The organism is Stenotrophomonas terrae (assembly GCF_001431465.1).
In the GTDB taxonomy this organism is placed as follows: Bacteria; Pseudomonadota; Gammaproteobacteria; order Xanthomonadales; family Xanthomonadaceae; genus Stenotrophomonas; species Stenotrophomonas terrae.
The window spans coordinates 40369-66549 of record NZ_LDJJ01000031.1; the positions used below are offsets into that span (position 1 = coordinate 40369).

The 26181-nt window shown below is 64.7% G+C and carries 21 protein-coding genes; 15 read left to right on the forward strand and 6 right to left on the reverse strand.

Going from position 1 to position 26181, the window contains the following annotated elements:
- Positions 1 to 127: 127 nt before the first annotated feature.
- From ABB27_RS09575 to map, 6 genes are all read right to left on the reverse strand, one after another.
- Complete coding sequence (locus ABB27_RS09575; RefSeq protein WP_083491234.1) at positions 128 to 3052, reverse strand: ligand-binding sensor domain-containing diguanylate cyclase; 2925 nt, start codon at positions 3050 to 3052, stop codon at positions 128 to 130.
- A 41-nt stretch (positions 3053 to 3093) separates the two neighbouring features.
- Positions 3094 to 4221 (reverse strand): succinyl-diaminopimelate desuccinylase, encoded by a 1128-nt coding sequence (gene dapE, locus ABB27_RS09580; RefSeq protein ID WP_057628473.1) that lies wholly within the window; start codon positions 4219 to 4221, stop codon positions 3094 to 3096.
- 62 nt (positions 4222 to 4283) lie between these two features.
- Positions 4284 to 4640, reverse strand: a complete 357-nt coding sequence (locus ABB27_RS09585; RefSeq protein ID WP_057628474.1) for a Spx/MgsR family RNA polymerase-binding regulatory protein — start codon at positions 4638 to 4640, stop codon at positions 4284 to 4286.
- Positions 4641 to 4813: 173 nt separating this feature from the next.
- Positions 4814 to 5884 carry a 2,3,4,5-tetrahydropyridine-2,6-dicarboxylate N-succinyltransferase gene (gene dapD, locus ABB27_RS09590; protein ID WP_057628475.1) on the reverse strand — a complete coding sequence of 357 codons (1071 nt, stop codon included), beginning with the start codon at positions 5882 to 5884 and terminating at the stop codon, positions 4814 to 4816.
- Positions 5884 to 8523: a [protein-PII] uridylyltransferase gene (locus tag ABB27_RS09595; RefSeq protein ID WP_057628476.1), complete on the reverse strand. Its 2640-nt coding sequence runs from the start codon at positions 8521 to 8523 to the stop codon at positions 5884 to 5886. The genes dapD and ABB27_RS09595 overlap by 1 nt, the downstream gene beginning before the upstream one ends.
- Complete coding sequence (gene map, locus ABB27_RS09600) at positions 8520 to 9296, reverse strand: type I methionyl aminopeptidase (protein WP_057628477.1); 777 nt, start codon at positions 9294 to 9296, stop codon at positions 8520 to 8522. The genes ABB27_RS09595 and map overlap by 4 nt, the downstream gene beginning before the upstream one ends.
- 371 nt (positions 9297 to 9667) lie before the next feature.
- Between map and ABB27_RS09605 the strand changes: the two genes are divergently transcribed.
- The 15 genes from ABB27_RS09605 to ABB27_RS09680 all read left to right on the forward strand — a co-directional run bounded on the left by ABB27_RS09605 (position 9668) and on the right by ABB27_RS09680 (position 26179).
- Positions 9668 to 10180, forward strand: a complete 513-nt coding sequence (locus ABB27_RS09605; RefSeq protein ID WP_057628478.1) for a Csu type fimbrial protein — start codon at positions 9668 to 9670, stop codon at positions 10178 to 10180.
- A gap of 13 nt (positions 10181 to 10193) precedes the next feature.
- A complete protein-coding gene (locus tag ABB27_RS19315; protein ID WP_083491236.1) occupies positions 10194 to 11027 on the forward strand; it encodes a fimbrial biogenesis chaperone in 834 nt (277 codons plus the stop codon).
- A 58-nt stretch (positions 11028 to 11085) separates the two neighbouring features.
- On the forward strand, positions 11086 to 13341 hold the full coding sequence (locus tag ABB27_RS09620) for a fimbria/pilus outer membrane usher protein (protein ID WP_057628481.1): 2256 nt from the start codon (positions 11086 to 11088) through the stop codon (positions 13339 to 13341).
- Between the two features lie 68 nt (positions 13342 to 13409).
- Complete coding sequence (locus tag ABB27_RS19690) at positions 13410 to 14369, forward strand: Csu type fimbrial protein (protein ID WP_057628482.1); 960 nt, start codon at positions 13410 to 13412, stop codon at positions 14367 to 14369.
- Between the two features lie 296 nt (positions 14370 to 14665).
- Positions 14666 to 15178, forward strand: coding sequence for a Csu type fimbrial protein (locus tag ABB27_RS09630; RefSeq protein WP_057628483.1), 513 nt, complete (start codon positions 14666 to 14668; stop codon positions 15176 to 15178).
- An 8-nt stretch (positions 15179 to 15186) separates the two neighbouring features.
- Positions 15187 to 15975: a fimbrial biogenesis chaperone gene (locus tag ABB27_RS09635; RefSeq protein ID WP_057628484.1), complete on the forward strand. Its 789-nt coding sequence runs from the start codon at positions 15187 to 15189 to the stop codon at positions 15973 to 15975.
- A gap of 1 nt (position 15976) precedes the next feature.
- Positions 15977 to 18313, forward strand: coding sequence for a fimbria/pilus outer membrane usher protein (locus tag ABB27_RS09640; RefSeq protein WP_161809640.1), 2337 nt, complete (start codon positions 15977 to 15979; stop codon positions 18311 to 18313).
- Positions 18314 to 18372: 59 nt separating this feature from the next.
- Entirely contained in the window at positions 18373 to 19320 is a 948-nt protein-coding gene (locus ABB27_RS09645) for a Csu type fimbrial protein (RefSeq protein WP_057628486.1), read from the forward strand.
- A gap of 310 nt (positions 19321 to 19630) precedes the next feature.
- Positions 19631 to 20440 carry a 30S ribosomal protein S2 gene (gene rpsB / locus ABB27_RS09650; RefSeq protein WP_057628487.1) on the forward strand — a complete coding sequence of 270 codons (810 nt, stop codon included), beginning with the start codon at positions 19631 to 19633 and terminating at the stop codon, positions 20438 to 20440.
- Between the two features lie 132 nt (positions 20441 to 20572).
- Positions 20573 to 21451 carry a translation elongation factor Ts gene (tsf, locus tag ABB27_RS09655; protein WP_057628488.1) on the forward strand — a complete coding sequence of 293 codons (879 nt, stop codon included), beginning with the start codon at positions 20573 to 20575 and terminating at the stop codon, positions 21449 to 21451.
- A gap of 159 nt (positions 21452 to 21610) precedes the next feature.
- Positions 21611 to 23116, forward strand: coding sequence for a GGDEF domain-containing protein (locus tag ABB27_RS09660; protein WP_057628489.1), 1506 nt, complete (start codon positions 21611 to 21613; stop codon positions 23114 to 23116).
- 109 nt (positions 23117 to 23225) lie between these two features.
- Positions 23226 to 23954, forward strand: coding sequence for a UMP kinase (pyrH, locus tag ABB27_RS09665; RefSeq protein ID WP_057628490.1), 729 nt, complete (start codon positions 23226 to 23228; stop codon positions 23952 to 23954).
- A 75-nt stretch (positions 23955 to 24029) separates the two neighbouring features.
- Positions 24030 to 24587, forward strand: a complete 558-nt coding sequence (gene frr, locus ABB27_RS09670) for a ribosome recycling factor (protein ID WP_057628491.1) — start codon at positions 24030 to 24032, stop codon at positions 24585 to 24587.
- Between the two features lie 3 nt (positions 24588 to 24590).
- Positions 24591 to 25364, forward strand: a complete 774-nt coding sequence (uppS, locus tag ABB27_RS09675) for a polyprenyl diphosphate synthase (protein WP_083491239.1) — start codon at positions 24591 to 24593, stop codon at positions 25362 to 25364.
- Positions 25361 to 26179: a phosphatidate cytidylyltransferase gene (locus tag ABB27_RS09680; RefSeq protein WP_057628492.1), complete on the forward strand. Its 819-nt coding sequence runs from the start codon at positions 25361 to 25363 to the stop codon at positions 26177 to 26179. Before uppS ends, ABB27_RS09680 begins: the two co-directional genes overlap by 4 nt.
- Positions 26180 to 26181 lie beyond the last annotated feature (2 nt).

The following is a 26181-nucleotide window of genomic DNA, read 5'->3' on the forward strand; positions in this document are numbered from 1 at the left end:
ACACATCAGAGCAAAGAATCGCCATATGCGCCCACGGACGGGTGGATTTTGGAGTCACAGGATGTGGAACTACAGGATCCCTGTCTGCGGGCTCGTCGCACTCTGCCTTACGATGCCCCTCGCCTCTTCAATCGAACTTCTCGCTACGCGCTCCATCCGCCTCTTCCGCCAGCACGGCGATCTGTACGCGATTGCGTCCGCCCCGCTTGCCTCGATAAAGCGCCTGATCAGCGCAACGCACCAAGGCCATCGGGTCCTCCTCCAGTACAGGAATGCAGACCGCAACGCCGATACTGATGGTCACCCGCTGCCCTGCCGCGCCGGTGACCTGCTCCACCGCGCTGCGCAGGCGCTCGCCACGCGCCAGCGCCGCCTGCTGGTCGCAGCCGGGCAGGATCAGCACGAATTCCTCGCCGCCGTAACGTGCGACCAGTTCATCTGCGCCCGACACCTGTGCGGCCAGCGTCTGCGCGACACGGCGCAACTGCAGGTCACCGGTGTGATGCCCATGGGTGTCGTTGAACTGCTTGAAATGATCGACATCGATCATCATCACCGCCAGCGGCTGCTGCAACTTTGCGCAAAGCTGCCATGCACGCGGCAGCGCCTTCTCCATTGCATGCCGGTTGGCGATACCGGTGAGCCCGTCGGTTATCGCCAGCAACGAAAGGCGTGCGTTGGCGCTCTGCAGCTCGGCCGTACGTTCACCGATCTTCTGTTCCAGCAGGCGGTTGCGCGCGTTGACGGCGCGGGTGCGCAGGCGCACTACCATCAGCACGAACAACACGCCTGCGGCAGCAAAGGCCGCCAGAACCCAGCCGCGTTGATACCAGAATGGCGCCACCTGCAGCTGATAACCTACTGCTTCCGTCGGCAGGCCACCCAACACCCGTGCCTGCAGCTGGAAGGTGTAAGCCCCGGCCGGCAAGCGTTGGTAGGTCAACTCGCGCCCGGCGGCCCAAGGCGACCAGTCGTCGTGATGGCCCAGCATGCGATAGCGGAATTCGACCTCCGGCTCCATGCTCCTTATGCCGAAGCGCAAGGCCAGGCCAGCGCCTGCCGGCAAGTGTTGCAGCGTTTGTGGTGACAGCGGCAACAACACGGGCGGGTGATCTGGCCGCTGCAACTCGATGCGATCAAGTCGCGCCTGCGACGACGTAGCAGCGGATTCGGCAGCAGCAGGATCCAACTGCAATACGCCGTCGCGGGTGACCACGCGCAGCTGGCCATCAGCATGCAGCGCGACACCCATGAAGCCAGGTACGCGGCTATCACTGACCTGTTGCAACCCGAATGTGGCGGCCCCGGGCTTGCGCCACCACAGCTGCTTTGCCGTCCAGGCAAAGCTCCCTTGCGCGTTGTCCTCGCCCTCAAGCTCCGCCGGCGCCTGCAACCCCGTCAGCAACGGTAGTTCTGCGACCACAAACTGCTCGCCCTGCAAGCGCTGCACCTGCCCGGCTGAGATCGCATAAAGCACGCCATCACTGCGGAACAGATGCGTGCCTTGCCCCGCAGCAACCGGCAGTCCCTGCGCCGCCCCATAGCGTTGATCGGTGAGCAATTGACCGCTATCGGGATTGAAACGCCAGCGGCGCGCGCCACCACCCGCGTCACCGGCCCATAGCTCGCCAGCCGCAAGTTCGTACAGGCCGTCTACCGCCTTGATATTGGTTTTCCATTGCGCCGCCACCTGCCAACGCTCATCGCGCTGGCCAAGCACGATGATCCTGTCTTTGGCCAGGGCAAACATCCGTCGGCTGTCGAACGCCGAAGGCAGCAGCTTGATGACACTGTCGCCCAATACCGCTGCCAGCAGAGGCCGAGGCTGCGTCTGCCCGGGATCCAGCACCGACAGCCCATAGCGATCACCGATCAGCAGGCCGGCGCTGGTGCCCTCCAGGGCGAACGTTTCCAGGTCACGGTGTGGCCACTGCTGTTGCGAGAACATCGGCGTCCCAGCGGCGGAAGGAGGTGCACTCCATACCCCCATGCTCGCCACCCACAAGCGACCGTCATACCAGGTGCTGTCGAAGACCCGCCCACTCAGGCCATGCAGGCGCCCAAAGCGCGTCCACGGCAGCGACCAACGCAGGCGCGCGATTCCACTCTCGCCGGATACCCACACCGCGCCTTCGCGATCCTCCACCAGGTCATACATCTCGCCCGCACAGGCAGCAAAGCTGTCGAGCAGGCGCAGGCCCGGCGAGAAGCGCATTACGGTGCCATCGAAGCTGCCCACCGCGAAGCCGCCGTCGGCCAAGGCGATGCCGGTATAAGGCTCATGCAGACGAAACGTGGCGTCAGCATCGGTATCGAGCTTGCGCAGGCGCTTGCCATCGCTGAAATGGAAGCCATCGGCAGTGGCGAACAACAGGCCACCGCGGTACGGCCAGGCAGCAGGGACACGCAGTTTCGCCAATGACTGCGTGCCCTCGACCGGCACCATTGCGTTCTTGTCCACGCGGTACAGGCCTTCGCCCGGCACACGGAAATAGATGTCATCGCCAGCTACCAGCGGGCGTGCGCGCGCGCCAACGGGAACCTGCAGCCGCGTGGTGCTGCCGTTTTTTTCCAGCACGAACAAGCCATCGGCACTCACCGCATGCACACCACGCGCGGTTTCCCCCAGCGAAAAAACCTCGACGGGCGCCTGCACCAGGCCCGCACTGGCCAGCCGCGGCAGCAGATCGACGAATCTATGGGTGCCATCTGCCCGCAACAGCAGTTTCCCGAACACGCCGGCACCGGCGACATGGATACTGCCGTCGCGTGCCAGCATGATCGAGTACACCGGCGCCTCGCCGGCTACTTCCAGCAACTCCCACACGCCGCTGCGGTAGAGCATCACCCCTTCGCCACTGGCGGCATACAGGTTGCCGGCGCGGTCAACGACCACGCCCGGGTAGGTTGGCGACGCCGGCAGCTGGTTGGCACTGAACTGACGCAGCAACGGCAGGCCATGCATCGCGGTGGTAGCCTGCGCGAATGGCAGCACGCACCACATCAACAGCGCCATCAGCGCATGGCGGAATCCCATTTGAACCCTGTCCATCCTGCCCCCCTGGCAAGATTGTGCACCTGCACCGTAACAGGTCAGTCCAGCAGTTTTTCTATCAGTTTCCGGTAAAGGTCTGGTAGCGCCTGCAGATCAGCCACGCGCACATTCTCATCGACCTGGTGGATGCTGGCATTCACCGGCCCCACCTCGATGCACTGCGCACCCAACGGGGCGATGAAGCGGGCATCTGAGGTGCCACCACCGGTACTTTCCTCGGGCGCGGCGCCGGCAAACCCGGCCAGCACCTCACGGGCCACGCTGCGCAGGCGGCCTTCCGGGGTGTAGAACGGCTCGCCACTGCGGTGCCAATCCAGCGTGTAATCCAGGCCGTGACGGTCGAGCAGTGCGCCGATCTCGGCTTCCAGCTTTTCCGCATTCCAGTGCGGGTTGTAGCGCAGGTTGAACATCACCTGCAGCTCGCCCGGGATCACATTGTTGGCACCGGTACCGCCATTGATGTTGGAAATCTGCAGGCTGGTGGACGGGAAGCTTTCGTAGCCATCATCCCAATGCCGGGCGGTGAGCTCAGCCAGCGCCGGCGCGGCCAGGTGAATGGGATTCCTCGCCTTTTCCGGATAGGCGACATGGCCTTGCACACCCTTGATGCGCAGCTTGGCCGACAGGCTCCCGCGACGGCCAACGCGCAGCAGGTCGCCGAGCGTGGCGGTGGACGAGGGCTCGCCGGTAATGCACCAGTCGATGCCCTGCCCGCGTTCGACGAACAGCTTGGCAACGTGGCGTACGCCATCGATGGCATCGCCCTCCTCGTCGCTGGTCAGCAGCACCGCCAGCGTACCGGGGTGGTTGGGGTGGGCGGCCACAAACTGCTCGGCGGCGACCACGAAGGCGGCGACGCTGCCTTTCATGTCGGCGGCACCACGCCCGTACAGCACGCCATCGCGCACTTCCGGCTTGAACGGATCGCTGCTCCAGGCCTCGACCGGGCCGGTCGGCACCACGTCGGTATGGCCGAGCAGCACCAGTACCGGCGCGCCGCTGCCATGGGTCGCCCAGAGATTGTTGACCTCGCCCAGGCGCAGGTGCTCGCAGTTGAAGCCGGCGGTGTTGAGGCGTTCGGCGATCAGCTGCTGGCAGCCGGCGTCTTCGGGGGTTACCGAGGGGCGGGCGATCAGATCGCAGGTCAGGGCGAGTACGTCGTTCATGGCGGCCTTATGGATCGGTGGCTTCGCGGCTCAGGCCGCTCCCACATTTACTGAAGGGCGACTCAGGCGATGTTGAAGCGTGCCTTGAAGCCGTTGTCGCTGAAACCCTGGCTCAGCGTGCCGTCGTCGGTGATCACCAGCGGGCGCTTGATCAGCTGCGGGTATTCGCGCAGCAGCAGCTTCCACTCGGCATCGGACTCGGGCGATTTGCGGCTGTCCGGCAGCTGCCGCCAGGTGGTCGACGACTTGTTGATCATCGCCGCGAAACCGCCGGCCTTGCCGGCCCACTCCAGCAGCGTTTCCGGGCTGGGTTTGTTGTCGCGGTAATCGACAAAGGTATAGGCGACATTGAAGCGGTCCAGCCATTTGGTGGCTTTCTTGCAGGTGTCGCAGTTTTTCAGTCCGTAGATTGTGGTCATGGTTCAAAGCTCGCGGTGATGTAGCCCCTCTCCTGCCGGGAGAGGGGTTGGGGAGAGGGCAAGGGCGAAGCCTCCTGCGAATCACACCGCAGGCGACTGCCCTACCCTCATCCGCCCCTTCAGGGCACCTTCCCCCAAAAAGGGGGCTGCAGTCCCTCAGGGAGAAGGGAAATTCAGTCCGCCAACCCGCGCAGCAGATCATTGACGCTGGTCTTGCTGCGGGTCCTGGCGTCCACCTGCTTGACGATCACCGCGCAGTACAACGAATGCGTGCCGTCCTTGGACGGCAGCGAGCCGCTGACCACCACGCTGTACGGCGGCACATAGCCATAGGTCACTTCGCCGGTGGCGCGGTTGTAGATGCGGGTGCTCTGGCTCAGGAACACGCCCATGCCGATCACGCTGTGGTGGCCGACGACCACGCCTTCCACCACTTCCGAACGGGCACCGATGAAGCAATGGTCTTCGATGATGGTCGGGCTGGCCTGCAGCGGCTCCAGTACGCCGCCAATGCCGGCACCGCCGGACAGGTGGCAGTGCTTGCCGATCTGCGCGCAGGAACCCACGGTGGCCCAGGTATCAACCATGGTGCCCTCGCCCACGTGCGCGCCGATGTTGGTGAAGCTCGGCATCAGCACCACGTCCTTGCCGAAGTGCGTGCCACGGCGGGCGATCGCGCCCGGCACCACGCGCACGCCGGCCTGGCGGAAGGCGGCTTCATCATAGCCTTCAAAGCGCGATTCGACCTTGTCCCAGAACGGTGCCGGGGCGCCGTCCATCACTGCCATGTCATTGACGCGGAAGTACAGCAGCACCGCCTTCTTCAGCCACTCATTGACCTTCCAGCCACCGTTGCCATCGGGCTCGGCGACACGGAACTCGCCCGATTCCAGGCCGTCGATCACGCGATTGACCAGCGCACGGGTCGAACCTTCGATCTCGTCCATGGTCAGCATGCTGCGGCGCTCGAAGGCGCTTTCGATGCTGAACTTGAGCTCGGCCACGCCCGGTGCCGGCGGCTTGCGCAGGCTGCGCGGGCCCAGCGACGGCGTCGCCGGCTTGGCCGACTTCGGCTTGGCAGCTGCAACCTTCTTGACCGGCGCCTTGACTGCCTTGGCAACAGGCTTGGCGGCCGGCTTGCTCACTGCGGCGGCCTTTTTCTTCGGCGCTGCGGTCTTGCCCGGTGCGGCCTTGCTGGCGGTCTTGCTGGTCACGGTCTTCTTGGTTGCGGGCTTGCTTGCCATCAGTGGGGGTCTCCTGGCTTGTTGTCGGGATCCAGGCAGGCCAGCAATGCGTCGCGCAAAGCCTGCATGGAGGTTTCGGTAAGGGGGTGATCGTGGCGATCGGTGAGCTGGAACTGATCCTCGGCGCGCTCGCCGAACGTGGCGATGCGCGCATCCTGCACACGCAGACGCTGGTCACGCAGCACATGCGCAACATCGGCCAGCAGCCCGGGGCGGTCCGGCGCCACCAGGTTCAATACGGTGCGGCCTTGATGGCTGGACTCAAGGAACTCGATGCGCGGGGCAAAGCGGAAATGCTTGAGCTGGCGCGGCATCACCCGCCGCGACGGACGCAATATCAGGATATTGCCGGCCAATGCCTTGCGCAGCACCGCTTCCAATCGCGCGGCGTCGCCATCGGCAAAGCTGCCTGCAGGCGTCACTTCGAAGGTATCGAAAATGGTGTCGTCAGGGCCATCGAGCACGCGGGCACGGTGAATGCCGTAGCCGGCGCGGTCCAGGGTCATCACGATGGCGGCGAACATGCCGTCGCGGTCCGGCGAATGCACGAAAACTTCCAGCGCGTCACTTTCCGGGGTGATCCGCCGCACCTTAACCAGGGTGCCGCCCTTGCGTATCTCGATCAGCGAGGCGGCTTGCCAAACCAACTGCTCGGGGCGGAAGCGCACAAAACTTTCGTCAGGCATGGCGGTGAACTGGCGCTCGATCACCGCATCGGCATGGCCGAGCAAGCGCATCTGTTCGCGCACGTTGTCGCGCGCTTCCTGCACCCGCTCCGCCTCCGGCAAGGGATGCTCCAGGCCTTCGCGCAGCGCGCGGCGGGTGGCGAAGTAGAGGTCGGCCAGCAACCGGTCCTTCCACGCATTCCACATCTTGGGGCTGGTGCCGGCGATATCGGCGCAGGTCAGCAGGTAGAGGTAATCGAGACGATCGCGGTCACCGACCAGGCCGGCAAAACGATGGATCACTTCCGGATCGGTAATGTCCTGCTTCTGCGCGGTGATCGACATGCGCAGGTGCTGTTCCACCAGCCAGGCCACCAGTTCGGTATCCGAGCCACTCAGGCCATGTGCGCTGCAGAACTCGCGCGCGTCCACCGCACCCAGCTCGGAATGGTCGCCGCCACGGCCCTTGGCGATGTCGTGGAACAGGCCGGCCAGCAGCAACAACTCCGGCTTGCGCAGGCGCGGCCATACTTCATGGGCGATGGAAAAACACTCATCGGCACGGCCGCTGGCGAACAAGGCCATATTCCGCAGCACCATCAAGGTGTGCTGGTCTACCGTGTAGACATGGAACAGGTCGAACTGCATGCGCCCGGAGACCGCCGCGAATGCGGGAATCCACTGCCCCAGCACACCCAGACGGGCCATGCGTGCCAGCGTATCGACCGCACGCGGGCCGCGCAGCAAGGCCATGAACTGTTCGCGGACGCTGTCATCAACCGCCGAATAGGCGGGGATTTCATCGAGCATTTCGGCCAGGCCGCGTGCGGTCATCGAATGCAGACCGCGCACATCGTTGGTCCGCGCCCAGCAGGCGAACAAGGCAAAGATGCTGCGGATATCGCCGTGCGGCCACATCGGATCGTCTGCAGACAGATAACCGCGGCGCAGCGAGAAACCGGCGCCCACCGCTTGCGGCGTGGCTTCGCCGTCGAACTGTTCTTCAAAGCGCTGCAACAGGCGATCGCTGATGCGGCGGATCACCGTCGCACTGCGATAGAAACCCTGCATCATTTTTTCCACGCCCAGGCTTTCGGCGTCGTCGCCGAAGCCCATGCGTGCGGCCAAGGTTTTCTGGTAGTCGAAGCGCAGCCGTTCTTCCGGCCGCTGTGCCACCAGATGCAGCCCGAAGCGCAGCCGCGCCAATACCTGCCGCTCGCGCTTGAGCGCAGCCGCCTCGTCCAGGCCCAGATGGCCAAGCCCGACCAGCGCATCGATGTTGCTGACGCCAAAGGCGCGCAGCGCCATCCAGCCCAGCGTATTGAGATCGCGCAGGCCGCCCGGGCCATCCTTGATGTCCGGCTCGAGATTGTCGGCGGTGTCACCAAAGCGTTGGTGGCGGGCCAGCAGCTCTTCGCGCTTGGCCAGGAAATACTCGCGCGGCGGCCATACCAGGCTCGGCGCGATCGCCCGCGCCAGGCCATGCTGGGCGGTTGCGTCAGCCACCAGCGGGCGCGCTTCGATCAAGGCGGTCAATACCGTCTGGTCGGCGGCAGCGTGTACGCATTGCGCAGCCGAACGCACCGCGTGGCTGGCCGGCAGGCCGGCGTCCCACAGCAGCGCGAACAGGCGCGCCAGCGTGGCTTCGTGGCGTTGCTGCACGTCGCTTTCGGCCAGCACCAGCAGGTCGATGTCCGAGCGCGGAAACAGCTCGCCACGGCCGTAACCGCCTACCGCGAACAGCGCCAGACCGGCGCCGGCAGGAACGCAGCGCTGCCAGGCTTCAATAATCAGTTGATCGACCGCGCGCGTGCGCAGGCCGAGCAGGCGTTCGACGTTGTCGGCCTGCTCGAAGCGCTTGCCAAGGCGCGCATCGGTATGGGCAAGGGACTGCCGTGCATCGGCAGCCCATTGCGCGTCACCGGCGGAATCGGCCGGCGTGTCCAGACTCGGGCCCGCCGGCTGTGGGGTCATGCCTGCGCGGATTCAGCCGGTGACAACGTCAATACCTCAACGCCGTCTTCGGTCACTGCGATCATGTGTTCCCACTGTGCCGACAACTTGCGGTCCTTGGTCACCACGGTCCAGCCATCGGGCAGCACCTTGGTGTAACGGGTGCCCTCGTTGATCATCGGCTCGATGGTGAAGGTCATGCCCGGCTTCAACACCAGGCCCTGACCCGGACGACCGTAATGCAGCACCTGCGGCTCGTCGTGATAGACCTTGCCGATGCCGTGGCCGCAGTACTCGCGCACCACGCTGAAACGCTCGCCTTCGGCGTATTCCTGGATCGCATGGCCCACATCGCCCAGGGTTGCACCCGGCTTGACCGCGCGGATGCCACGCCACATGGCTTCCTTGGTGGTTTCCACCAGGCGCTTGGCCATCACCGACGGGGTGCCGACGTAATACATGCGGCTGGTGTCGCCGTGCCAGCCGTCCTTGATGACGGTCACGTCGATATTGATGATGTCGCCATCCTTGAGCACCTTGGCTTCACTGGGAATGCCGTGGCAGATGACGTTGTTGACCGAGGTGCACACGGTCTTGGGGAATCCGCGGTAGCCCACATTGGCCGGGACGGTGCCCTGCACATTGATGATGTGGTCGTTGCAGATGCGGTCCAGCTCTTCGGTGGTGACGCCGGGCTTGACGTGCGGAGCGACGATGTCGAGCACCTCGGCCGCCAGACGGCCAGCGATGCGCATCTTCTCGATTTCTTCGGGGGTTTTCAGTTGGATTGCCATGTGCCGATTATCCCCCATTTGGGCTATTTCGCTAAGTATTTCACATTAATGAACACGGAATCAGCCCGTTGGACAGCCCTTTCCCCCGACGCTGACCTCTGCTTGCATCGCCGCCCTCGATGCCGCCGCCACGCGCTTTCCATACGCCCGCGAATCGTCTCAATCGGACCCGCCAAAGCCGCCAAAACCCAGTTAAAACAACGCTAATTTGGCGCACGCGCATCACAGAAAAACCCGCCTTGGGACATATCTCATACCCCTCACCGGTGGCCTGGGAACAGACTCAATCCGCACCTGCCACACCGTGTTTGCCGCAAGCCGGCCCGCACGGAACTCGACAGGCGCGCTGTCTTTTCCCCCAAGGATTTACCATGAAACTTCGCAACGTCCCCCTGTTCGCCTTCATCGCCGCCACGGCCTTTGCCGGTGCCGCCCACGCAGCGATAGACACCACGCAGTTCCAGGTCAAGATCACCATCACCGAGTCCTGCGACGTGCACACCGTCAACGCCAGCGACATCGATTTTGGCACCCACGTGCGCTCCACCACCGCCACCCCGATCGACAACCAGGGCGCCCTGCAGCTCAACTGCAGCCGCGGCACGCCCTATCAGATCGCGCTGGACCCCGGCCTCAACTCCAGCAGCCCGACCGCTGCCGCTGACAACCGCCGCATGACCAACGCCGATGGCGGGCTGGTGCCCTACGGCCTGTACCGCGACGCCGCCCGCACCCAGTTCTGGGGCCGGGTGCTGGGTACCAATACCGTGGGCGGCACCGGCACCGCCGCGCAGCAATCGATCCCGGTCTACGGCCGAGTAGCGGCCACCGACGTCGCTGCTGGCGTCTACCTGGACACCATCACCGCGACCGTCACCTACTGATCAGGCCAGCACCATGAACCATCGCCACCCGCGCAGTTTGCGGGTGGCGAGCCGGGCCAGGCTCGCCACCGTATTACTTGCACGACTACCTGCACGACTACCTGCACTATTACTTGCACTCCCCTTACTGACGTCCTTCCCTAGCAGCGCCGGCAACCTGCAGGTCGCCCCCATCCTGCTCGAGTTCGCCAATAGTCAGCCTTCGCAGACCCTGTGGCTGACCAATTCCGGAACCGAAGCCCTGCGCGCCCAGGTCCGGGTACAGCACTGGGCCCAACAGGACGGGCAGGAGCACCAGCAGCCCAGTGATGGTCTGCTCGCCAGCCCACCCTTGGTGGACATCGCCCCCGGCCAATCGCAACTGGTTCGCATCGTCCAGCCTCAGCCAGGCAGGCACGCCGACGAACAGGCGTTCCGGCTGACGATAGACGAGGTGCCGACCGCAACCGGCAGCGCGAGCTCAAGCCTGCGCTTTCTACTGCGCTACTCCATCCCGGTGTTCGTGTTACCGACCGGTGCGACACCGCAGCTGGAACGCACAGGCAAACGCCTGCATACCGATGCCACGCAGCTGCAGGGCCACTGGCAGGCCAGCAACGGCCAGGCACGCCTGGTCCTGCACAACCACGGCGTGCAACGCATCCGCATCAGCCAGCTGAGCTGGATCCCCACGTCGGGGCCCGCCATCGAAATCACCCCTGGACTGCTTGGCTACGTGCTGGCAGGCCAGCAGATGCGCTGGACGCTCCCCTTGCCCGGGCCCTTGCCGGCCGACGGCTTTCTCCACGCCAGGCTCAATGACGATGTCGACCCACAAGCCCTGCCGCAGGTCGCTGCTGAGCATTAGCCTCGGGCTTGCCGCTGCCGGGTTTGCCTGCTCACCGGCCGCTGCCGGAGAGAGAGCAGTGCTGCCCGCAACCGCTACCGAGGACTACACGCTGCTGCTGCAAACCAGCATCAACCAGGCCGATACAGGCCAGCTGACGCCCTATGTGGTCCGCCAGCAGACCCTGTTTGCCAGCCCGCAGAATCTGCGCCAGCTCGGGCTCACGCTGCCGGCGGAATTCGGCGGGCAGGCATTGGTCCCGCTGCCGGCACTGAGCGGGGTCAGCATCGACTACGACGCCGCCCTGCAACAGATCAACCTGCAGGTGCCGCTGTCGATGCTGGAACGGCCGGCTACCCACCGGGATCTGCGCCGCATGGACTCGCCACGTCCGGATCCGGTTCAACGCAGCGCCGGTGGCGTGTTCAATTACGACCTGCATGCCCGCCATGCCGGTGATGACACAAGCCTGAGCAGCTTCAGCGAACTGCGTCTGTTCGGCCTGGGCAGCGGCATCGGCAGCACCACGCTTGCCCACGTCTTCGGCAGCGGTCGCACCCACAGCACCCGCCTGGACAGCAGCTGGCAGGTGGATTGGCGCGACGCGATGGTCAGCCTCAGCGTGGGCGACAGCGTCACCGCAGCGCACGAATGGACGCGTGCCTTGCGCCTGGGCGGCGTGCGTATGTCGCGCAACTTTTCCTTGCAGCCGTATCGCCTGACCACACCACCTGCGTCCTTTGCCGGTGCAGCCATCCTGCCCTTGACCGTGGACCTGTATATCGACGGCATCCGCCAATCCAGCCAGCAGTTGCCGCCCGGCCGCTTCCAGCTCGACAGCAGCCCCTCGCTCAATGGCGCTGGCCAGGCCAGGCTGGTTGTCACCGACATCACCGGGCAAAGCCAGACGCTGGACTTCGCCCTGTATGGCACGCCGGAACTGCTGCAGGCCGGATTGGCAGACTGGTCATTGGAGCTGGGAGCCATCCGCCGCGACTACGGCCTGCATTCTTTTGCCTACGGCAATCATCCGGTTGCCAGCGGCAGCCTGCGTTACGGGCTTCATGACAGCCTCACCCTGCAGGCCCATGCCGAAGGCAGCCGCGGCATCCGGCAAGCCGGTGCAGGTGCCGTGCTGCTGCTCGGCCGCCGCGGCGGAGTACTCAGTGGCTCGCTGGCCGGTAGCCACGCGACCGGCCTGAGTGGTCACCAACACGGGCTGGGTTACCAATGGAGCGCTCGCCGGTTCAGCGTATCGGCCAGCAGCCTGCGGCGCAGTGCTGGCTACCGCGACGTGGCCGCAGTGCATGAGCAGGCCACCATGCCACGCCGCAGCGAACAGGCGTTTGCCGGCTTCGGCACTGCGGCTGGCCAGTTCAGCCTCAGCTATGTTGCCCAACACCATCCCGAGCTGCCGCGCAGCCGCTATGCGGGTGTGAACTGGTCGCACGCGCTGAGCAACAACGCGTATCTGAGCGTCAACGTCAATCGCGATCTCAGCGACAACCGCGGCGATAGCGCGTTCGCTTACTGGTCCCAGCCACTGGACCGCCATACCAGCAGAAGCGCCTCGCTCCGCCATGGCCGCAACGGCAATCAGCTGTCGCTGGAAGCCAACCGCGCCGCCAGCACGCCTGCTGCGCTGGGTTGGCGTGCGCAGATCAGCGGCGGCGAACAGCAGCGTGGTTTGCGCGCGGAAATCAACCAACGCGCCTTGCGCGGGCAATGGTCGGCGGGCATCGAGCATGACCGCGCGGAAGCCAGCTACACCCAGGCCTATGCCAGCGGCAGCGGCGCATTGGCCTGGATAGGCGGGCGCATGCACACACTGCCGCGTGTTGATGATGCCTTCGTACTGGTCTCCACCGCGGGCGTTGGCGAAGTGCCGGTGCTGCTCGACAACCGCAGCGTTGGCAGCACCAACAAGCACGGCCAGCTGGTGGTATCCCAGCTCAGCGCCTGGCAGCGCAACCAGCTGTCCATTGATCCACAGCATCTGCCGGCCGACATGCAGCTGGATAGCACCAGCGCGGAGGTCGTGCCGGAAACCCGCCGCGGCGTGCAGGTAGTTTTTCCAATGCGGCGCAGGCTTGCGCTGCATTTTGGTGTGCGCGACCGCGATGGCCAATGGCTGCCAGCCGGCAGCCGCATCAGCGTGCAAGCCCCCGGCCATCTACCCACAAGCAGCGTCGTCGGCCACGAAGGCAAGGTGTATCTGCTTGATCCACCACCACAGTCGCGCCTGCACTTTGAGGCCGGTCAATGCAGCGCCCACTTGCCCACCGCCCCCGCAAGCGAAGGCAGGATCAACCTCGAGGACGTGATATGCGAATAGTTCGCGAACCAAGGTCTGGAACACCCAATTCACCGCCTGCAAAGCGCAGCAGACACTACTGGTCGCTGATGTTCGGGCTGCCGCTATGGCTGCCGCTGTCGCAGGCCGAAGCAGCGCCGTACTGCAGCACCTCCAGCTCACCCAGCCTCAATTTCGGCGCAGTTCCGGCCACCGGCTATCAGGACGCGCAGACCGCCATCGTGCTCAATTGCAATGGCGGCATCGGCACGCTGGTCACCCCGGCAATCTTCCGGGTCTGCCTGTTCATTGGCACCGGCACCTCCGGCGCGATGGCACCGCGCCTGATGTCCAACGGCAATGGCGACTTCATGCGCTACGACCTCTATGCCGATGCCGCCCGCAGCCAGCCGATTGGCCCGCAGTGGAGCGGCTATCCGCTCTACAGCCTCACTTTCCGGCTGGCGCCGCGCGAGAACCTGAGCTTCAGAATTCCCATCCATGGCCGCGTACATGCCGGTCAGAACCTATCGGGCAGGTTTCCCTATAGCGACATGCCGTACAACTCTTTCGTTCGTTACAGCTATGGCTATATCCATACGCCGACGGAAAGCGATTGTCGCGAGCGCTACCCTGGCCACCTGGGCGCCGCAGGCGACATCGACTTCAATTGGAGTGGGGTACAGGCAACGGTGCAGCGCAGCTGTCGCATCAGCACCCTGGCGCAGATGAACTTCGGCGCCACCAGTGCATTTGCCGGCAACCGCGAACAGACGGCCTCGCTGCAATTGAAATGCACCCGTGATGTCGCCTGGCAGGTAAGCCTGGACGAGGGCCTGCACGCCCAATCCGGCGACCGCTTCATGGCCTCGGGCGATGCGCGCCGGGGCTACGAGCTGTATAGCGACGCAAGCCGCTCCAGCCACTGGGGCAACACCCAGCACAGCGCCGTCAGTGGTATCGGCAACGGCGACATGCAGCGTCTGACCGTCTACGGCCAGGTGCCTGCACAACCCAGCGCCCTACCCGGCAACTACCAGGACACCATCACCGTGACGCTGACGTACTGATGCTCGCCGCACGTGCCAGCAAACGACAGCATCACTTGCATCGTGATAGCAGCCTGCATGCGAACCGACGTAACGACATGTGCCATCCAGCTGCTGCAGATCGGACAGGTGCAAGCAGCATCTGACGTCAGCAAAACGCAGCATCGTGGCGCGAATTGACCCAAGTTAGCAGGATCGCCCGTTCAGCCGAACCAGACGCATTAAACCCGCGCCAAGCTGGCAACCGCGTGCTTAGCTTTGGGTGCTCGCCAATGCCATGACATCACGCATTGGCATCCATAGCCGAGGGTATCGCCATGCGTGCACGCAGCATCCTCATCACGCCACTCAGTATTGCCCTGGCTGCCAGCGCAGCCCTTGCATCAGCAGCAACCCAGACCACGCAGTTCCAGGTCCGCATCGTCATCACCGAGTCCTGCGACATCCAGGCTGTTGCCGCCAGCGACATCGATTTCGGCACCCTGACCCGCTCCACCGGCACTCCGGTCGATGCGCAAGGCACGCTGGAGGTGAACTGCAGCAACGGCACGCCCTACACCATCGGCATGAACTCCGGCGCCAATGCCACCAGCACCACCGCAGCGGCGGACAACCGCCGCATGTCCGACGGCAGCAACAACTTTCTTGCCTATGGACTGTATCGCGATGCCGGCCGGCAGAATTTCTGGGGCGATGTGGTCGGTACCGACACCCTTGCAGGAACCGGTAGCGCCAGCACACAGACCGTCCCTGTTTACGGCCGCGTACCGTCCACCGACGCCCCGGCAGGCAGCTACAGCGACACGGTTATCGCCACGATCACCTACTGAGCACAGCCATGCGCGTGTCGTCCCCGTTGTCGGCAACCCGCGCGGCCAAGCGTGGCCGCCGCATGCTGCTGATCGCAGTGCTCGCCTGTGCATTCGACAGCAACGCCGGCAACCTGCAGGTCGCACCCATCATTCTCGAGTTCAGCGACAACCAGCAGGCCAACGCGCTGTGGCTGGAGAACAACGGCGACCAGGCCGTGCATGCACAGATCCGCGTACAGCAGTGGTCGCAGACAGGAGCAAGCGACGTGCTTGCGCCCACCCAGGCCTTGCGCGCTAGCCCTGCGATCGTCCAGATGCTCCCCGGCGAGCGCCAGTTGGTACGCATCGTGCGCCCGGCCCCATTGCCGGCAGCCATCCCCTACGAGCAGGCCTATCGGGTGTGGGTGGACGAGCTACCCGAGGCCACCGAGCAGCGGCCTTCAGGCCTGCAATTCCTGCTGCGCTACTCCATACCGGTGTTTGTTCTGCCACATGGTGCGCTGCCGCGCGAGCAGATCAGCAAACCTGCGCAGGATACAAGCAGCCTGCAGACGAGCTGGCAGCCTGCGAGCGGCGCGCTGATCCTGGAGGCGCACAACACAGGCAACCAGCGCGTGCGCCTGAGCGAGCTTGCCTGGCGCGCAGACAATGGCAGCGTCACACCGCTGCACCCAGGCCTGCTCGGCTATGTGCTGGCTGGCCAGCAGATGCAATGGAGACTGCCGTTGGCAACGCAACTCTCCTACCCGGGCCACTTGCAGGCCAGGCTGAACGATGCCCCCGCAGCGCAGCCTCTCCCTTCCGCTGGCCATTAGCGTGGCCCTCGCCGCTACCGGCGCAGCACCGCCGACCGCAGCGCGCCCGCTGACCTTGCCCGAGCCGTTCGCCGCCACCGCCAGCCAAATCCAGAAGCTGTACCTGGACGTCCATATCAACCGTGAGCAGGGCGGAACGCTGGCCCGCTTCAATCTGCAGGGGCAGAGCTTGTCAGCCAGTGCAAAAACCCTGCAGGAGCTGGGCGTGCGGCTACCGGGCGAGATTGCCGACGATGCACCTTCGATCACACTGTCGCAGTTGCCCGGCATCCGTATCGACTATGACCGCGGCAACCAGCGCCTGGACTTGCAGGTACCGGTGCAGATGCTGGACCGTCCAACCACGCGACTGCACGTTGGCGAGGTTGGCGATGCGCTTGCTGTCAGCGACAGCAGCCCCGGCCTGCTGCTGAACTACGACCTCTATGCGCAGCAATTACATGGTGACCGGGATATCAGCGGCTATAGCGAATTACGCCTGTTCGGCCTGGGAGCGGGCATCTGGAGCACAAGCCAGAGCTCGCGCCTGATCACCGGGCGGGCCGGACATAACACTGGCAACACCCGCCTGGACAGCCGCTGGCAGCTGGATCTACCCGGCCCGATGCTGAGCCTGAGCGTGGGTGACCAGCTCACCGGCGCGCTCGACTGGTCGCGCTCGGCACGGATCGGCGGCCTGCACCTGTCGCGCAATTTCAACCTGCAACCCTATCGGGCAACCACCCCGCTGGCCTCGTTTGCAGGCGAGGCGGTGCTGCCTTCCACCGTGGACCTGTACATCAATGGCATGCGCCAGGCCAGCCAACGCGTCGCCCCGGGGCGCTTCCAGCTGGACAGCACGCCTGCGCTCAATGGCGCTGGCCAGGCGCAGTTGCTGGTCACCGACATCAATGGCCACAGCCGCTCGCTGGAATTCGCCCTGTACGGCGCGCCCGAGCTGCTGCAGACCGGCCTGTCGGACTGGTCGCTGGATATCGGCGTACTGCGCCGCGACTACGGCCTACGTTCCTTCGCCTACGACCACCAACCCTTGGCCAGCGCCAGCCTGCGCCATGGCTTGAACGATCATCTGACGCTGGAAACACATGCAGAAGCCACCGCCAACCTGCAGTTGGCCGGGGTCGGCGCGGTGGCCCTGCTTGGGCGCCGCAGCGGCGTGCTCAACGCCTCCTACAGTGGCAGCCAGGCAGCCAGCCGTGGCGGCGGCCAATACGCGCTGGGCTACCAATGGAACGCAGCGGGCTTCAGCATTTCGGCCAACAGCCAGCGCCGCAGCCGGCAATTTGTCGACGCTCCCGCACATCTGACCCGGACACTGCTCGCACGCCGCAGCGACCAGCTGTTTGTCGGCTTCGGCAATGCACGCAGCGGTCAATTCAACCTCAATTACATCATCCAGGCCTATCCCGGCAGCCCCCGTACCCGCTTGTTCGGGGCCGGATGGTCACGCAGCCTGCGTGGCCAAGCCTGGATCAGCGCCCAGTTCAATCGCGACCTGGACAACCCGGGCATGGACAGCGCCTACCTGTATTTCTCCATTCCGCTGGATCGCCGCACCCAGCTCAGCGCTTCGCTACGCCACGGCAGCGACAGCGACGTAACGGCGGTGGAAGCCAACCACAGCCAACCGCTCGACAGCGGCGGTTGGGGTTGGCGGCTGCAGTCCAGTGCGGGCGCACAACGCAGCCAAAGCGCGGAAATCAATCACTTGGACGAACACGGCCGCTGGCGCTTCGGGCTTGATCATGACAACACCGTCGGCAGCCTGGCCTACCTGCAAGGCAGCGGCAGCCTTGCCTGGTTCGGCGGCGGGCTGCACCTGCTGCGCAGCACCGACGATGCCTTCGCCCTGGTCACCACCAATGGCATGCCGGGGGTGCCGGTGCGCCTGGAGAACCGCTTCGTCGGCACCACCGATGCGCACGGCGAACTGCTGGTCGCACCGCTGCGCGCCTGGCAACGCAACCTGCTCAGCATCGACCCGCTGCAACTGCCCGCGGATATGCAGGTGGAGGCGGTGCAGCAACAGGTGGTGCCGGCGGCGCGCAGCGGGGTTCGCGCGGCCTTTGAGCTACAACCCGGGCAGGCCGTGGATCTGCGCATCCAGGACGCTGACGGACGCTGGCTGCCCGCCGGCACCGAGGCCATCGTCGAACGTGACGGTCGCGTCCTCGCCGTCACCGTGATCGGCCATGAGGGGCAGTTCTACCTTGGCACCGTGCCGAGCGGTGCCCAGCTCCGCATCCGCCGGGCCGGCGGGGAATGCGTGATCGCGCTTCCCGACGCCGACACAACACAACCCTCAGCGCCCAGCGAGACCTTGCAATGCAAACCTTGAGTGCCCCAGTTCAATCCAGACAGCACAGCCACAGTTTCCCGCTCACGCTGCTGCTTGCCTTGCTGCTGTGGCTGCCGTTCCTGGCCGACGCGCAACAGTCGTGCCGGGTGCTCAATTCGACACTGCTGGATTTCGGTACAGTTTCCACCGCCGGCAACAGCAGCTCCTCGGCCACCCTGACCATCAGCTGCCAGGGCTTCCCCGGCGTGCCGGTGCAGGTGACGGTTTGCATATTCGTCGACGAGGGCCTCCCGACAGGCATGGCGCCCCGCCGCATGGGCAACGACGCCGGTGCCTTCATGGCCTATGACCTGTATGCCAACGCCGCACGCACCCAACTCATTGGCCCGTTCGGCCGCGGCTACGATGTTTTCTACACCTTTCTGTCGGTCCCGATTACCGGGTCTACGCAGATCAACCTTACCGCCTACGGCCGGGTACCGCCCGGGCAGAATCTGCCTGCCGCCTACAGGTACGAGAACGTAATGAGCCCGGGCCTGCTGCGTTATGTCTTCGCAGCACCACTTGGAGGCGCGTCCTCTGGAGAAAACTGCAGGGACGGGGTGGCGCCTGCCTTTGGCAGTGCCGGCCAGAGCACGTTCACATTCGGGGACGCCCGGGCCCGGGTTGCCGACAACTGCATCATCACCTTGGCCAGCGACCTGGATTTCGGCACGGTCATCCAGCTGGACGGGCCACGTGACGCCAGTTCCCTTATCCAGCTGCGCTGCGCCACCGATACCGCCTGGTCAGTGACCCTCGGTAAAGGACTGAATGCCACCGCCAGCGGCGTTCGGCGGATGATCTCCAACGGCAATTTCCTGCAATACGCCCTGTACAAGGACCCGGCGTTATTGCTTCCCTGGGGTGACACGCAGGCCACCGCCGTTACTGATACAGGAGAAAATGAGAATGTATCCCTCACGGTCTATGGCCGGGTTTTCCCACAACCGGCGGCGGTGCCCGGCAGCTATCGCGATACGATCACCGTCACCCTGACCTATTGACCCCCATTCAGCATTCTTCAACCCAGCGCTGACCGGCCAAATTGCGCCCAGGACGGCCAACAGCTATACTTCGCCGGCTTTGTCGGGCCCATGGCCCCTCGAAACACGCTGACACCGGGCGCCACCGGTGAATCCTCACCTGTCGCCCCCATCCGTGCCGGGGTGCCCTGTCAAACAGGGTTCGGCCACGGAGGCAACAGGGAAGCCCAACCCCGGAACTGTTTGCGCACTCTTAAGAAGTCGCGCATCGCAGCACGATCCCAACAAACCGGACGCGCGCGGTGTCAGTTCCACCATCAGGAGTTTTGCAATGCCCCAGATCACCATGCGTCAGATGTTGGAAGCCGGCGTCCACTTCGGCCACCAGACCCGTTACTGGAACCCGAAGATGGGCCAGTACATCTTTGGCGCCCGCGGCAAGATCCACATCATCAACCTGGAAAAGACCGTCCCGCTGTTCAACGATGCGATGAACTTCATCTCGTCCGTTGCCCAGAAGCGCGGCACCATCCTGTTCCTGGGCACCAAGCGCAGCGCGCGCGACGCCATCAAGGAAGAAGCCGAGCGTTGCGGCATGCCCTTCATGAACCAGCGTTGGCTGGGCGGCACCCTGACCAACTTCGCCACGGTGAAGAAGTCGGTGGCTCGCCTGAAGGAACTGGAAGCCGGTGAAACCGACGGCAGCTTCGACAAGCTGGTCAAGCACGAAGTGCTGGGCCTGCGTCGCGAGCGCGACAAGCTGGAAGCCTCGCTGGGCGGCATCAAGGAAATGAACCGTCTGCCCGACGCCATCTTCGTCATCGACATCGGTCACGAAGACATCGCCATCAAGGAAGCCAAGAAGCTCGGCATCCCGGTGATCGCCGTGGTTGACACCAACTACAACCCGGAACTGGTTGATTACGCCATCCCGGGCAACGACGACGCCATCCGTGCCGTGCAGCTGTACGCCCGCGCCGCTGCCGACGCCGTGCTGGAAGGCAAGGCTGCTGCTCCGAACGCTGCCACCGTGCGCGAAGAAGAGTTCACCGAAGCCGCTGCTGGCGAAGAAGCCAAGCCGGCCCGCCGCGCTCCGGCCAAGAAGGCTCCGGCCAAGAAGGGTGACGAGGCTTCGGCCTGATCCCCCTGGCGGGTGCAGTCACTGCACCCGCTCCCCTGCACTGGCGCCCACGGCGCCGATTGCTGACAGGGCTGCGTAACAACGGCCGGCCATCATGGCCGGCCTACCCCTTTCTATTGATGAGGTAATTCCATGGAAATCACTGCTTCCCTGGTCAAGGAACTGCGCGAGCGCACTGGCGCCGGCATGATGGAGTGCAAGCGCGCTCTGTCCGAGACCAATGGCGACATCGACGCAGCGGCTGAAGCCCTGCGCAAGTCCGGCGCTGCCAAGGCCGACAAGAAGTCCGACCGCGTCACCGCTGAAGGCCGCGTTGGCGTTGCCAGCAACGGCGGCAAGGCTGTGCTGGTCGAAGTGAACTCGGAAACCGACTTCGTTGCCAACGACGTCAACTTCAAGGCGTTCGTCGACGCCGTCGCCGCTGCCGCCCTGGCATCTGGCGTCGCCGACGTTGAAGCCCTGAAGTCGGTCAAGCTGGACAGCGGCGAAACCGTCGAAGAAACCCGCGCCACCGCGATCCAGAAGCTGGGTGAAAACATCCAGATCCGTCGCATGGTCAAGATCGACGGCGCCAACACCGTTGGCACCTACGTGCACAGCAACGGCAAGATCGGCGTGCTGGTCGAACTGGCTGGCGGCAACGCCGAGCTGGCTTCGGGCCTGGCAATGCACGTGGCCGCGATGAACCCGCCGCACAACAAGGCTGCCGACGTTCCGGCCGACTTCGTTGCAAAGGAAAAGGAAATCGAGCTGGCCAAGATGAGCGAAAAGGACAAGGCCAAGCCGGCTGACATCCTGGAAAAGATCATCAGCGGCAAGATCAACAAGATCATCAGCGAAGTGACCCTGTACGGCCAGAACTACGTGCTGGACAGCGACAAGACCGTTGAGCAGGCCGTCAAGGCCGCTGGCGCCGACGTCGTCGGTTTCCAGCGCCTGGCTGTCGGTGAAGGCATCGAGAAGGTGGTGGAAGACTACGCCGCCGAAGTTGCCAAGGCGATGCAGGTCTAAGTACCCGCCACCTGAAGCACCTGAAAAAGCCGCGGATTCCCGCGGCTTTTTCTTTGTCACCGGCAACCGCGGCAGCACACTCCCGGCACTGGACTACAGCACGCCGTCTTTGCTTAAGGCATCCTGTATGCTTGAACCACTGCCGCCTGCTTTCTTGACATGTCTCCCGAGCTCACTGCAGCCCTGTCCCTCTGCCGCAACCTGCCCTCGCCACCGGCCATCGCTGTCCGTTTGATCGAGCTTGCGCAGGATCCGGAAACCGACATCGCCAGCGCTGCCGACGTCATCGCGTTGGACATGGGCTTGAGCGCACGCATGATGCGCATCGCCAATTCCCCGCTGTACGCCAGCCGCCGCCGCATCGAGAACCTCGGCCAGGCATTGACCATGCTCGGCCTCAACGCGACCTTGCAGCTGGCACTGGGCTTCAGCCTGTCGCGCGCCCTGCGCGAAGATCAGAACCACGCAAACCAGCTGGATGCGGTCTGGCGGCGCAGCATCCTCAGCGCCCTGGCCGCACGCTATCTTGGCCTGGCGCGCAATGTGCGCCGCGTCGAAGAGCTGATGCTGGCCGGGCTGCTGCAGGACATCGGCATCCTGGCCCTGCTGCAGCTGCGCAGCGACAGCTACCCGGAGCTGCTTGCAAGCGCCGACAGCAACGACGCGTTGCTGGCCCGCGAGCGCACCATCCTGGATTGCAGCCATGCCGATATCGGCGCCGAGCTGTGCGAGCAATGGGGCCTGCCACCGTATCTGGTAGAGGCCATCCGCCACAGCGAAGCACCGGCCGAGCCTGCCGACCTGTTCGAGCGCTGTGTCGCCCTGTCCGGAAGCATTGCCGAGATCTGGCTCAGCCAGGACACCGACCTGGCCCGTGACACCGCCCTGCGGCTGGTGCATGCACAGCTGCAGATGGACAGCAGCCAGTTCGAGCAGGTGCTGCAGCAGGTCAGCCAGATGCTGCCGGAGATCAGCGCACTGTTCGATGTCCCGGTGCCCTCCCCGGCCCGCATCACCTACCTGCTGGACCACGCCAGCGAGCTGATGGCGCTGCGCAACCTGCGCGAGCTGCAGGACGCCAGTGCCTCCAAGCGGCGCGCCGACGATTTTGAACAACAGGCGCGCCGGCTGGCCGAACAGGCGCACCTGGATGCACTGACCGGCCTGTTGAACCGGCGCCAGCTGGAAGTGGTGCTGGCGCAGGAATTCGACCGCGCCGGCCGCGCCGACCGCCCCTTGTCGGTGGCCTTCATCGACCTGGATGATTTCAAGAAGATCAACGACCAGCACGGCCACCTGGTCGGCGACCAGGTGCTGCAGGCTTTCGCCAGCCTGCTGCAGGGCCAGCTGCGCGGCAGCGACACCGTGGCCCGCTTCGGCGGCGAGGAATTCGTGGTCCTGTTCCCCGGCACCAACGAGCAGACCGCACTGGAAGTGATCCGCCGCGTCCTCGGCGCGATCACCCAGACCCCGATCGTCACCGTTGCCGACATGCCCCTGCACGTCACCTTCTCCGCGGGCGTGGCCACGCATGGCGCCTACGAGCGCTTCACCGACATGCGCGACCTGCTCAAGGCCGCCGACGACGTGCTTTACCGCTCCAAGAACCTCGGCCGCAACCGGGTAATTGCCCGTGCACCGGACCCGCACCCCACCGCCTGCTGAACCACGGAGCGATTGAGGTGCAGTTTGTCGCTGCATTGCAACAATAGATGTCACCTGAAACTGCGGCATCCGTTAGAATTCCCGCGTTTTCCAGCCATCTGAGGTCACCATGTCCAAACCCACCTACCGCCGCATCCTGTTGAAACTTTCCGGGGAGGCGCTGATGGGGGATGAGGACTACGGCATCGACCCCAAAGTGATCAACCGCCTGGCCCATGAAGTCATCGAGGCCCAGCAGGCCGGCGTTGAAATCGCCCTGGTGGTTGGCGGCGGCAACATCTTCCGCGGCGCCGGCCTGGCCGCTGGCGGCATGGACCGGGTCACCGGCGACCATATGGGCATGCTGGCCACCGTCATCAATGCCCTGGCCATGCAGGACGCGCTTGAAAAGGCCGGCGGCAAGGCCCGCGTCATGAGTGCGATCAAAATAAATGATGTGTGCGAGGACTACATCCGCCGCCGCGCCATCCGCCACCTGGAAAAGGGCCGCCTGGTCATTTTCGCCGCCGGTACCGGCAACCCCTTCTTCACCACCGACTCGGGCGCCGCACTGCGCGCGATCGAGATCGGCGCCGACCTGCTGCTCAAGGCCACCAAGGTCGACGGCGTCTATGACAAGGACCCGAACAAGCACGCCGACGCGGTCCGCTACGAGAGCCTGAGCTATGACCAGGTCATCAGCCAGGGCCTGGAAGTCATGGACACCGCGGCCTTCGCCCTGGCCCGGGACAGCGACCTGCCGCTGCGCGTTTTCGACATGAGCCAGCCCGGCGAACTGCTGAAAATCCTGCACGGCGAGCACATCGGCACCCTGGTGCACGGCCGCGACGCACACTAAACCCCGCTACCGGCACGGTGGGCAGGGGTAATCGCCTATAATCGGCCGGTTCTAGAAACATCCAGGATTCGGCCGATGATCAACGATATCAAGCAAGATGCGCAGGCGCGCATGACCAAGAGCATTGAAGCTCTGCGCCATACCCTCACCACCATCCGCACGGGCCGCGCTTCGCCGGCCCTGCTGGACGGCATCAAGGTCAAGGCCTACGGTACCGACACTCCCCTGAACCAGGTGGCCAGCATCAGCGTGTCTGAAGGCCGCTCGCTGGTAATCACCCTGTTCGACAAGAACATGATCAAGGAAGTGGAAAAGGCGATCTACGCCTCCGACATCGGCATCACCCCCACCACCATGGGCACCGTGATCCGCCTGAACCTGCCGCCGCTCACCGAAGAGCGCCGCAAGGAATTGGCCAAATCGGTCAGCAAGGAAGGCGAGGAAACCAAGATCGCCATCCGCAACATCCGCCGTGATGCCAACCAGGAAGTAGCCAAGCTGCTCAAGGACAAGGCGATCACCGAGGATGACGACCGCCGCAGCCAGGAAGACATCCAGAAGCTGACCGACAAGGCGATCAAGGACGTCGACGAAGTGGTCAAGCTCAAAGAACAGGAACTGATGGCGGTCTGAGGCGTGTCCTCCGTCCCGCATAGCGACACCGCCGCCGCAGCCGTGCCGGGGCACATTGCCATCATCATGGATGGCAATGGGCGCTGGGCGCAGCAACGGCGGCGTCCGCGCATGATCGGCCACCGTGCCGGTGCCCGCGCGGTCAACCGCAGCATCGATTTCTGCCTTGAACGTGGCGTCGGCGCACTGACCCTGTTTGCGTTCTCCAGTGAAAACTGGGGCCGCCCGCAGGACGAAGTGGATTCGCTGATGAAGCTGTTCCTCGGCGCCCTGGACCGCGAGGTGGATGAACTCCACCGTCGTGGCGTGCGCGTGCGTTTCATTGGTGACCGCAGCCGCTTCGCGGCCAGCATCGCCCAACGCATGGACAAGGCCGAGCAGCGCACCGCGGGCAATACCGCAATGACCCTGAGCATCGCTGCCAGCTACGGCGGCCGTCAGGATATTGCCGCGGCCGCCCGCGCCCTGGCCGAACAGGTTGCCGCCGGCACCCTGTTGCCCGAGCAGATCGACGAGCAGGCCCTGGGCCAGCACGTCGCGCTGGCCGACATGCCGCCGCCGGACCTGTTCATCCGCACCGGTGGCGATACCCGCATCAGCAATTTCCTGTTGTGGCAGCTGGCCTACAGCGAGCTGTGGTTCACTGACGTGTTGTGGCCGGATGTAGACGCGGCCGTCCTTCAACAGGCGCTGGACGACTATGCCGGGCGCGAACGCCGCTTTGGCCTGACCAGTGCCCAGATCGCCGCCAACGCGGCACCGAGCACACACTCATGACCAAAACCCGTGTGATCGCAGCGCTGATCATGGCCCCCGTAGCCATCTGCGCCATCCTGTTCCTGCCCTCGCAATGGCTGGCTGCCGCCGCCGCGCTGGTATTCCTGACCGGCCTGTGGGAGTGGCTCAGGCTCACCGGCATTGTTGGCCTGCCGCGCACCGTACTGGTGGTGCTGAACCTGCTGCTGATGGTGCTGCTGGTCTGGGCCTCTGCCGGCAGCATGGTGTTGTTCCAGCTGGCGGCGCTGGTCGGCGTCGGCTTCTGGCTGATGGCCCTGCTCTGGCTGCGCTTCTTCGACTTCGGTGCGCATGAGGAAAGCAGCGCACGCATGCTGAAGCTGGCTGCCAGCACCCTGGCGATCATTCCGGCCTGGGCCTCGCTGGTACTGATCCATGCCGGACCCAACGGCCACCTGTGGCTGCTGACCGCATTGACCCTGGTCTGGGCAGCTGACTCGGGCGCGTATTTCGCCGGTCGCACCTTCGGCAAGCACAAGCTGGCCCCGCGCATCAGCCCCAACAAGACCATTGAAGGCCTGCTCGGCGGACTGGTTGCCGGCCTGCTCACCGCCGGCGTGTTCGGCTGGTTTGCCGGCGTGCAGCTGTCGCAGTTCGGCTGGCTGATGCTGGTCAGTGCCGTCGCGGTGCTGGCCTCGGTGCTGGGCGATCTGTTTGAAAGCCTGCTCAAGCGCCATGCCGGCGCCAAGGACTCGGGCCATATCATTCCCGGCCATGGCGGCGTGCTGGATCGCATCGACGGCGTGCTTGCCGCCCTGCCGGTATTTGCGCTGGGCAAGGAAATCTTCGGTTTCTGAAC

Bases quoted from the DNA above. Each gene is read 5' to 3' on its own strand.
- ABB27_RS09635 (WP_057628484.1), top strand. From the start codon at position 15,187: ATGCGCGTGTCGTCCCCGTTGTCGGCAACCCGCGCGGCCAAGCGTGGC.
- tsf (WP_057628488.1), top strand. From the start codon at position 20,573: ATGGAAATCACTGCTTCCCTGGTCAAGGAACTGCGCGAGCGCACTGGC.
- ABB27_RS09595 (WP_057628476.1), bottom strand. From the start codon at position 8,523: ATGACCCCACAGCCGGCGGGCCCGAGTCTGGACACGCCGGCCGATTCC.
- ABB27_RS09680 (WP_057628492.1), top strand. From the start codon at position 25,361: ATGACCAAAACCCGTGTGATCGCAGCGCTGATCATGGCCCCCGTAGCC.
- dapE (WP_057628473.1), bottom strand. From the start codon at position 4,221: ATGAACGACGTACTCGCCCTGACCTGCGATCTGATCGCCCGCCCCTCG.
- ABB27_RS09630 (WP_057628483.1), top strand. From the start codon at position 14,666: ATGCGTGCACGCAGCATCCTCATCACGCCACTCAGTATTGCCCTGGCT.
- ABB27_RS09660 (WP_057628489.1), top strand. From the start codon at position 21,611: ATGTCTCCCGAGCTCACTGCAGCCCTGTCCCTCTGCCGCAACCTGCCC.
- ABB27_RS09585 (WP_057628474.1), bottom strand. From the start codon at position 4,640: ATGACCACAATCTACGGACTGAAAAACTGCGACACCTGCAAGAAAGCC.
- frr (WP_057628491.1), top strand. From the start codon at position 24,030: ATGATCAACGATATCAAGCAAGATGCGCAGGCGCGCATGACCAAGAGC.
- ABB27_RS09605 (WP_057628478.1), top strand. From the start codon at position 9,668: ATGAAACTTCGCAACGTCCCCCTGTTCGCCTTCATCGCCGCCACGGCC.
- ABB27_RS19690 (WP_057628482.1), top strand. From the start codon at position 13,410: ATGTTCGGGCTGCCGCTATGGCTGCCGCTGTCGCAGGCCGAAGCAGCG.
- rpsB (WP_057628487.1), top strand. From the start codon at position 19,631: ATGCCCCAGATCACCATGCGTCAGATGTTGGAAGCCGGCGTCCACTTC.
- ABB27_RS09575 (WP_083491234.1), bottom strand. From the start codon at position 3,052: ATGGACAGGGTTCAAATGGGATTCCGCCATGCGCTGATGGCGCTGTTG.
- map (WP_057628477.1), bottom strand. From the start codon at position 9,296: ATGGCAATCCAACTGAAAACCCCCGAAGAAATCGAGAAGATGCGCATC.
- dapD (WP_057628475.1), bottom strand. From the start codon at position 5,884: ATGGCAAGCAAGCCCGCAACCAAGAAGACCGTGACCAGCAAGACCGCC.
- pyrH (WP_057628490.1), top strand. From the start codon at position 23,226: ATGTCCAAACCCACCTACCGCCGCATCCTGTTGAAACTTTCCGGGGAG.
- ABB27_RS19315 (WP_083491236.1), top strand. From the start codon at position 10,194: ATGAACCATCGCCACCCGCGCAGTTTGCGGGTGGCGAGCCGGGCCAGG.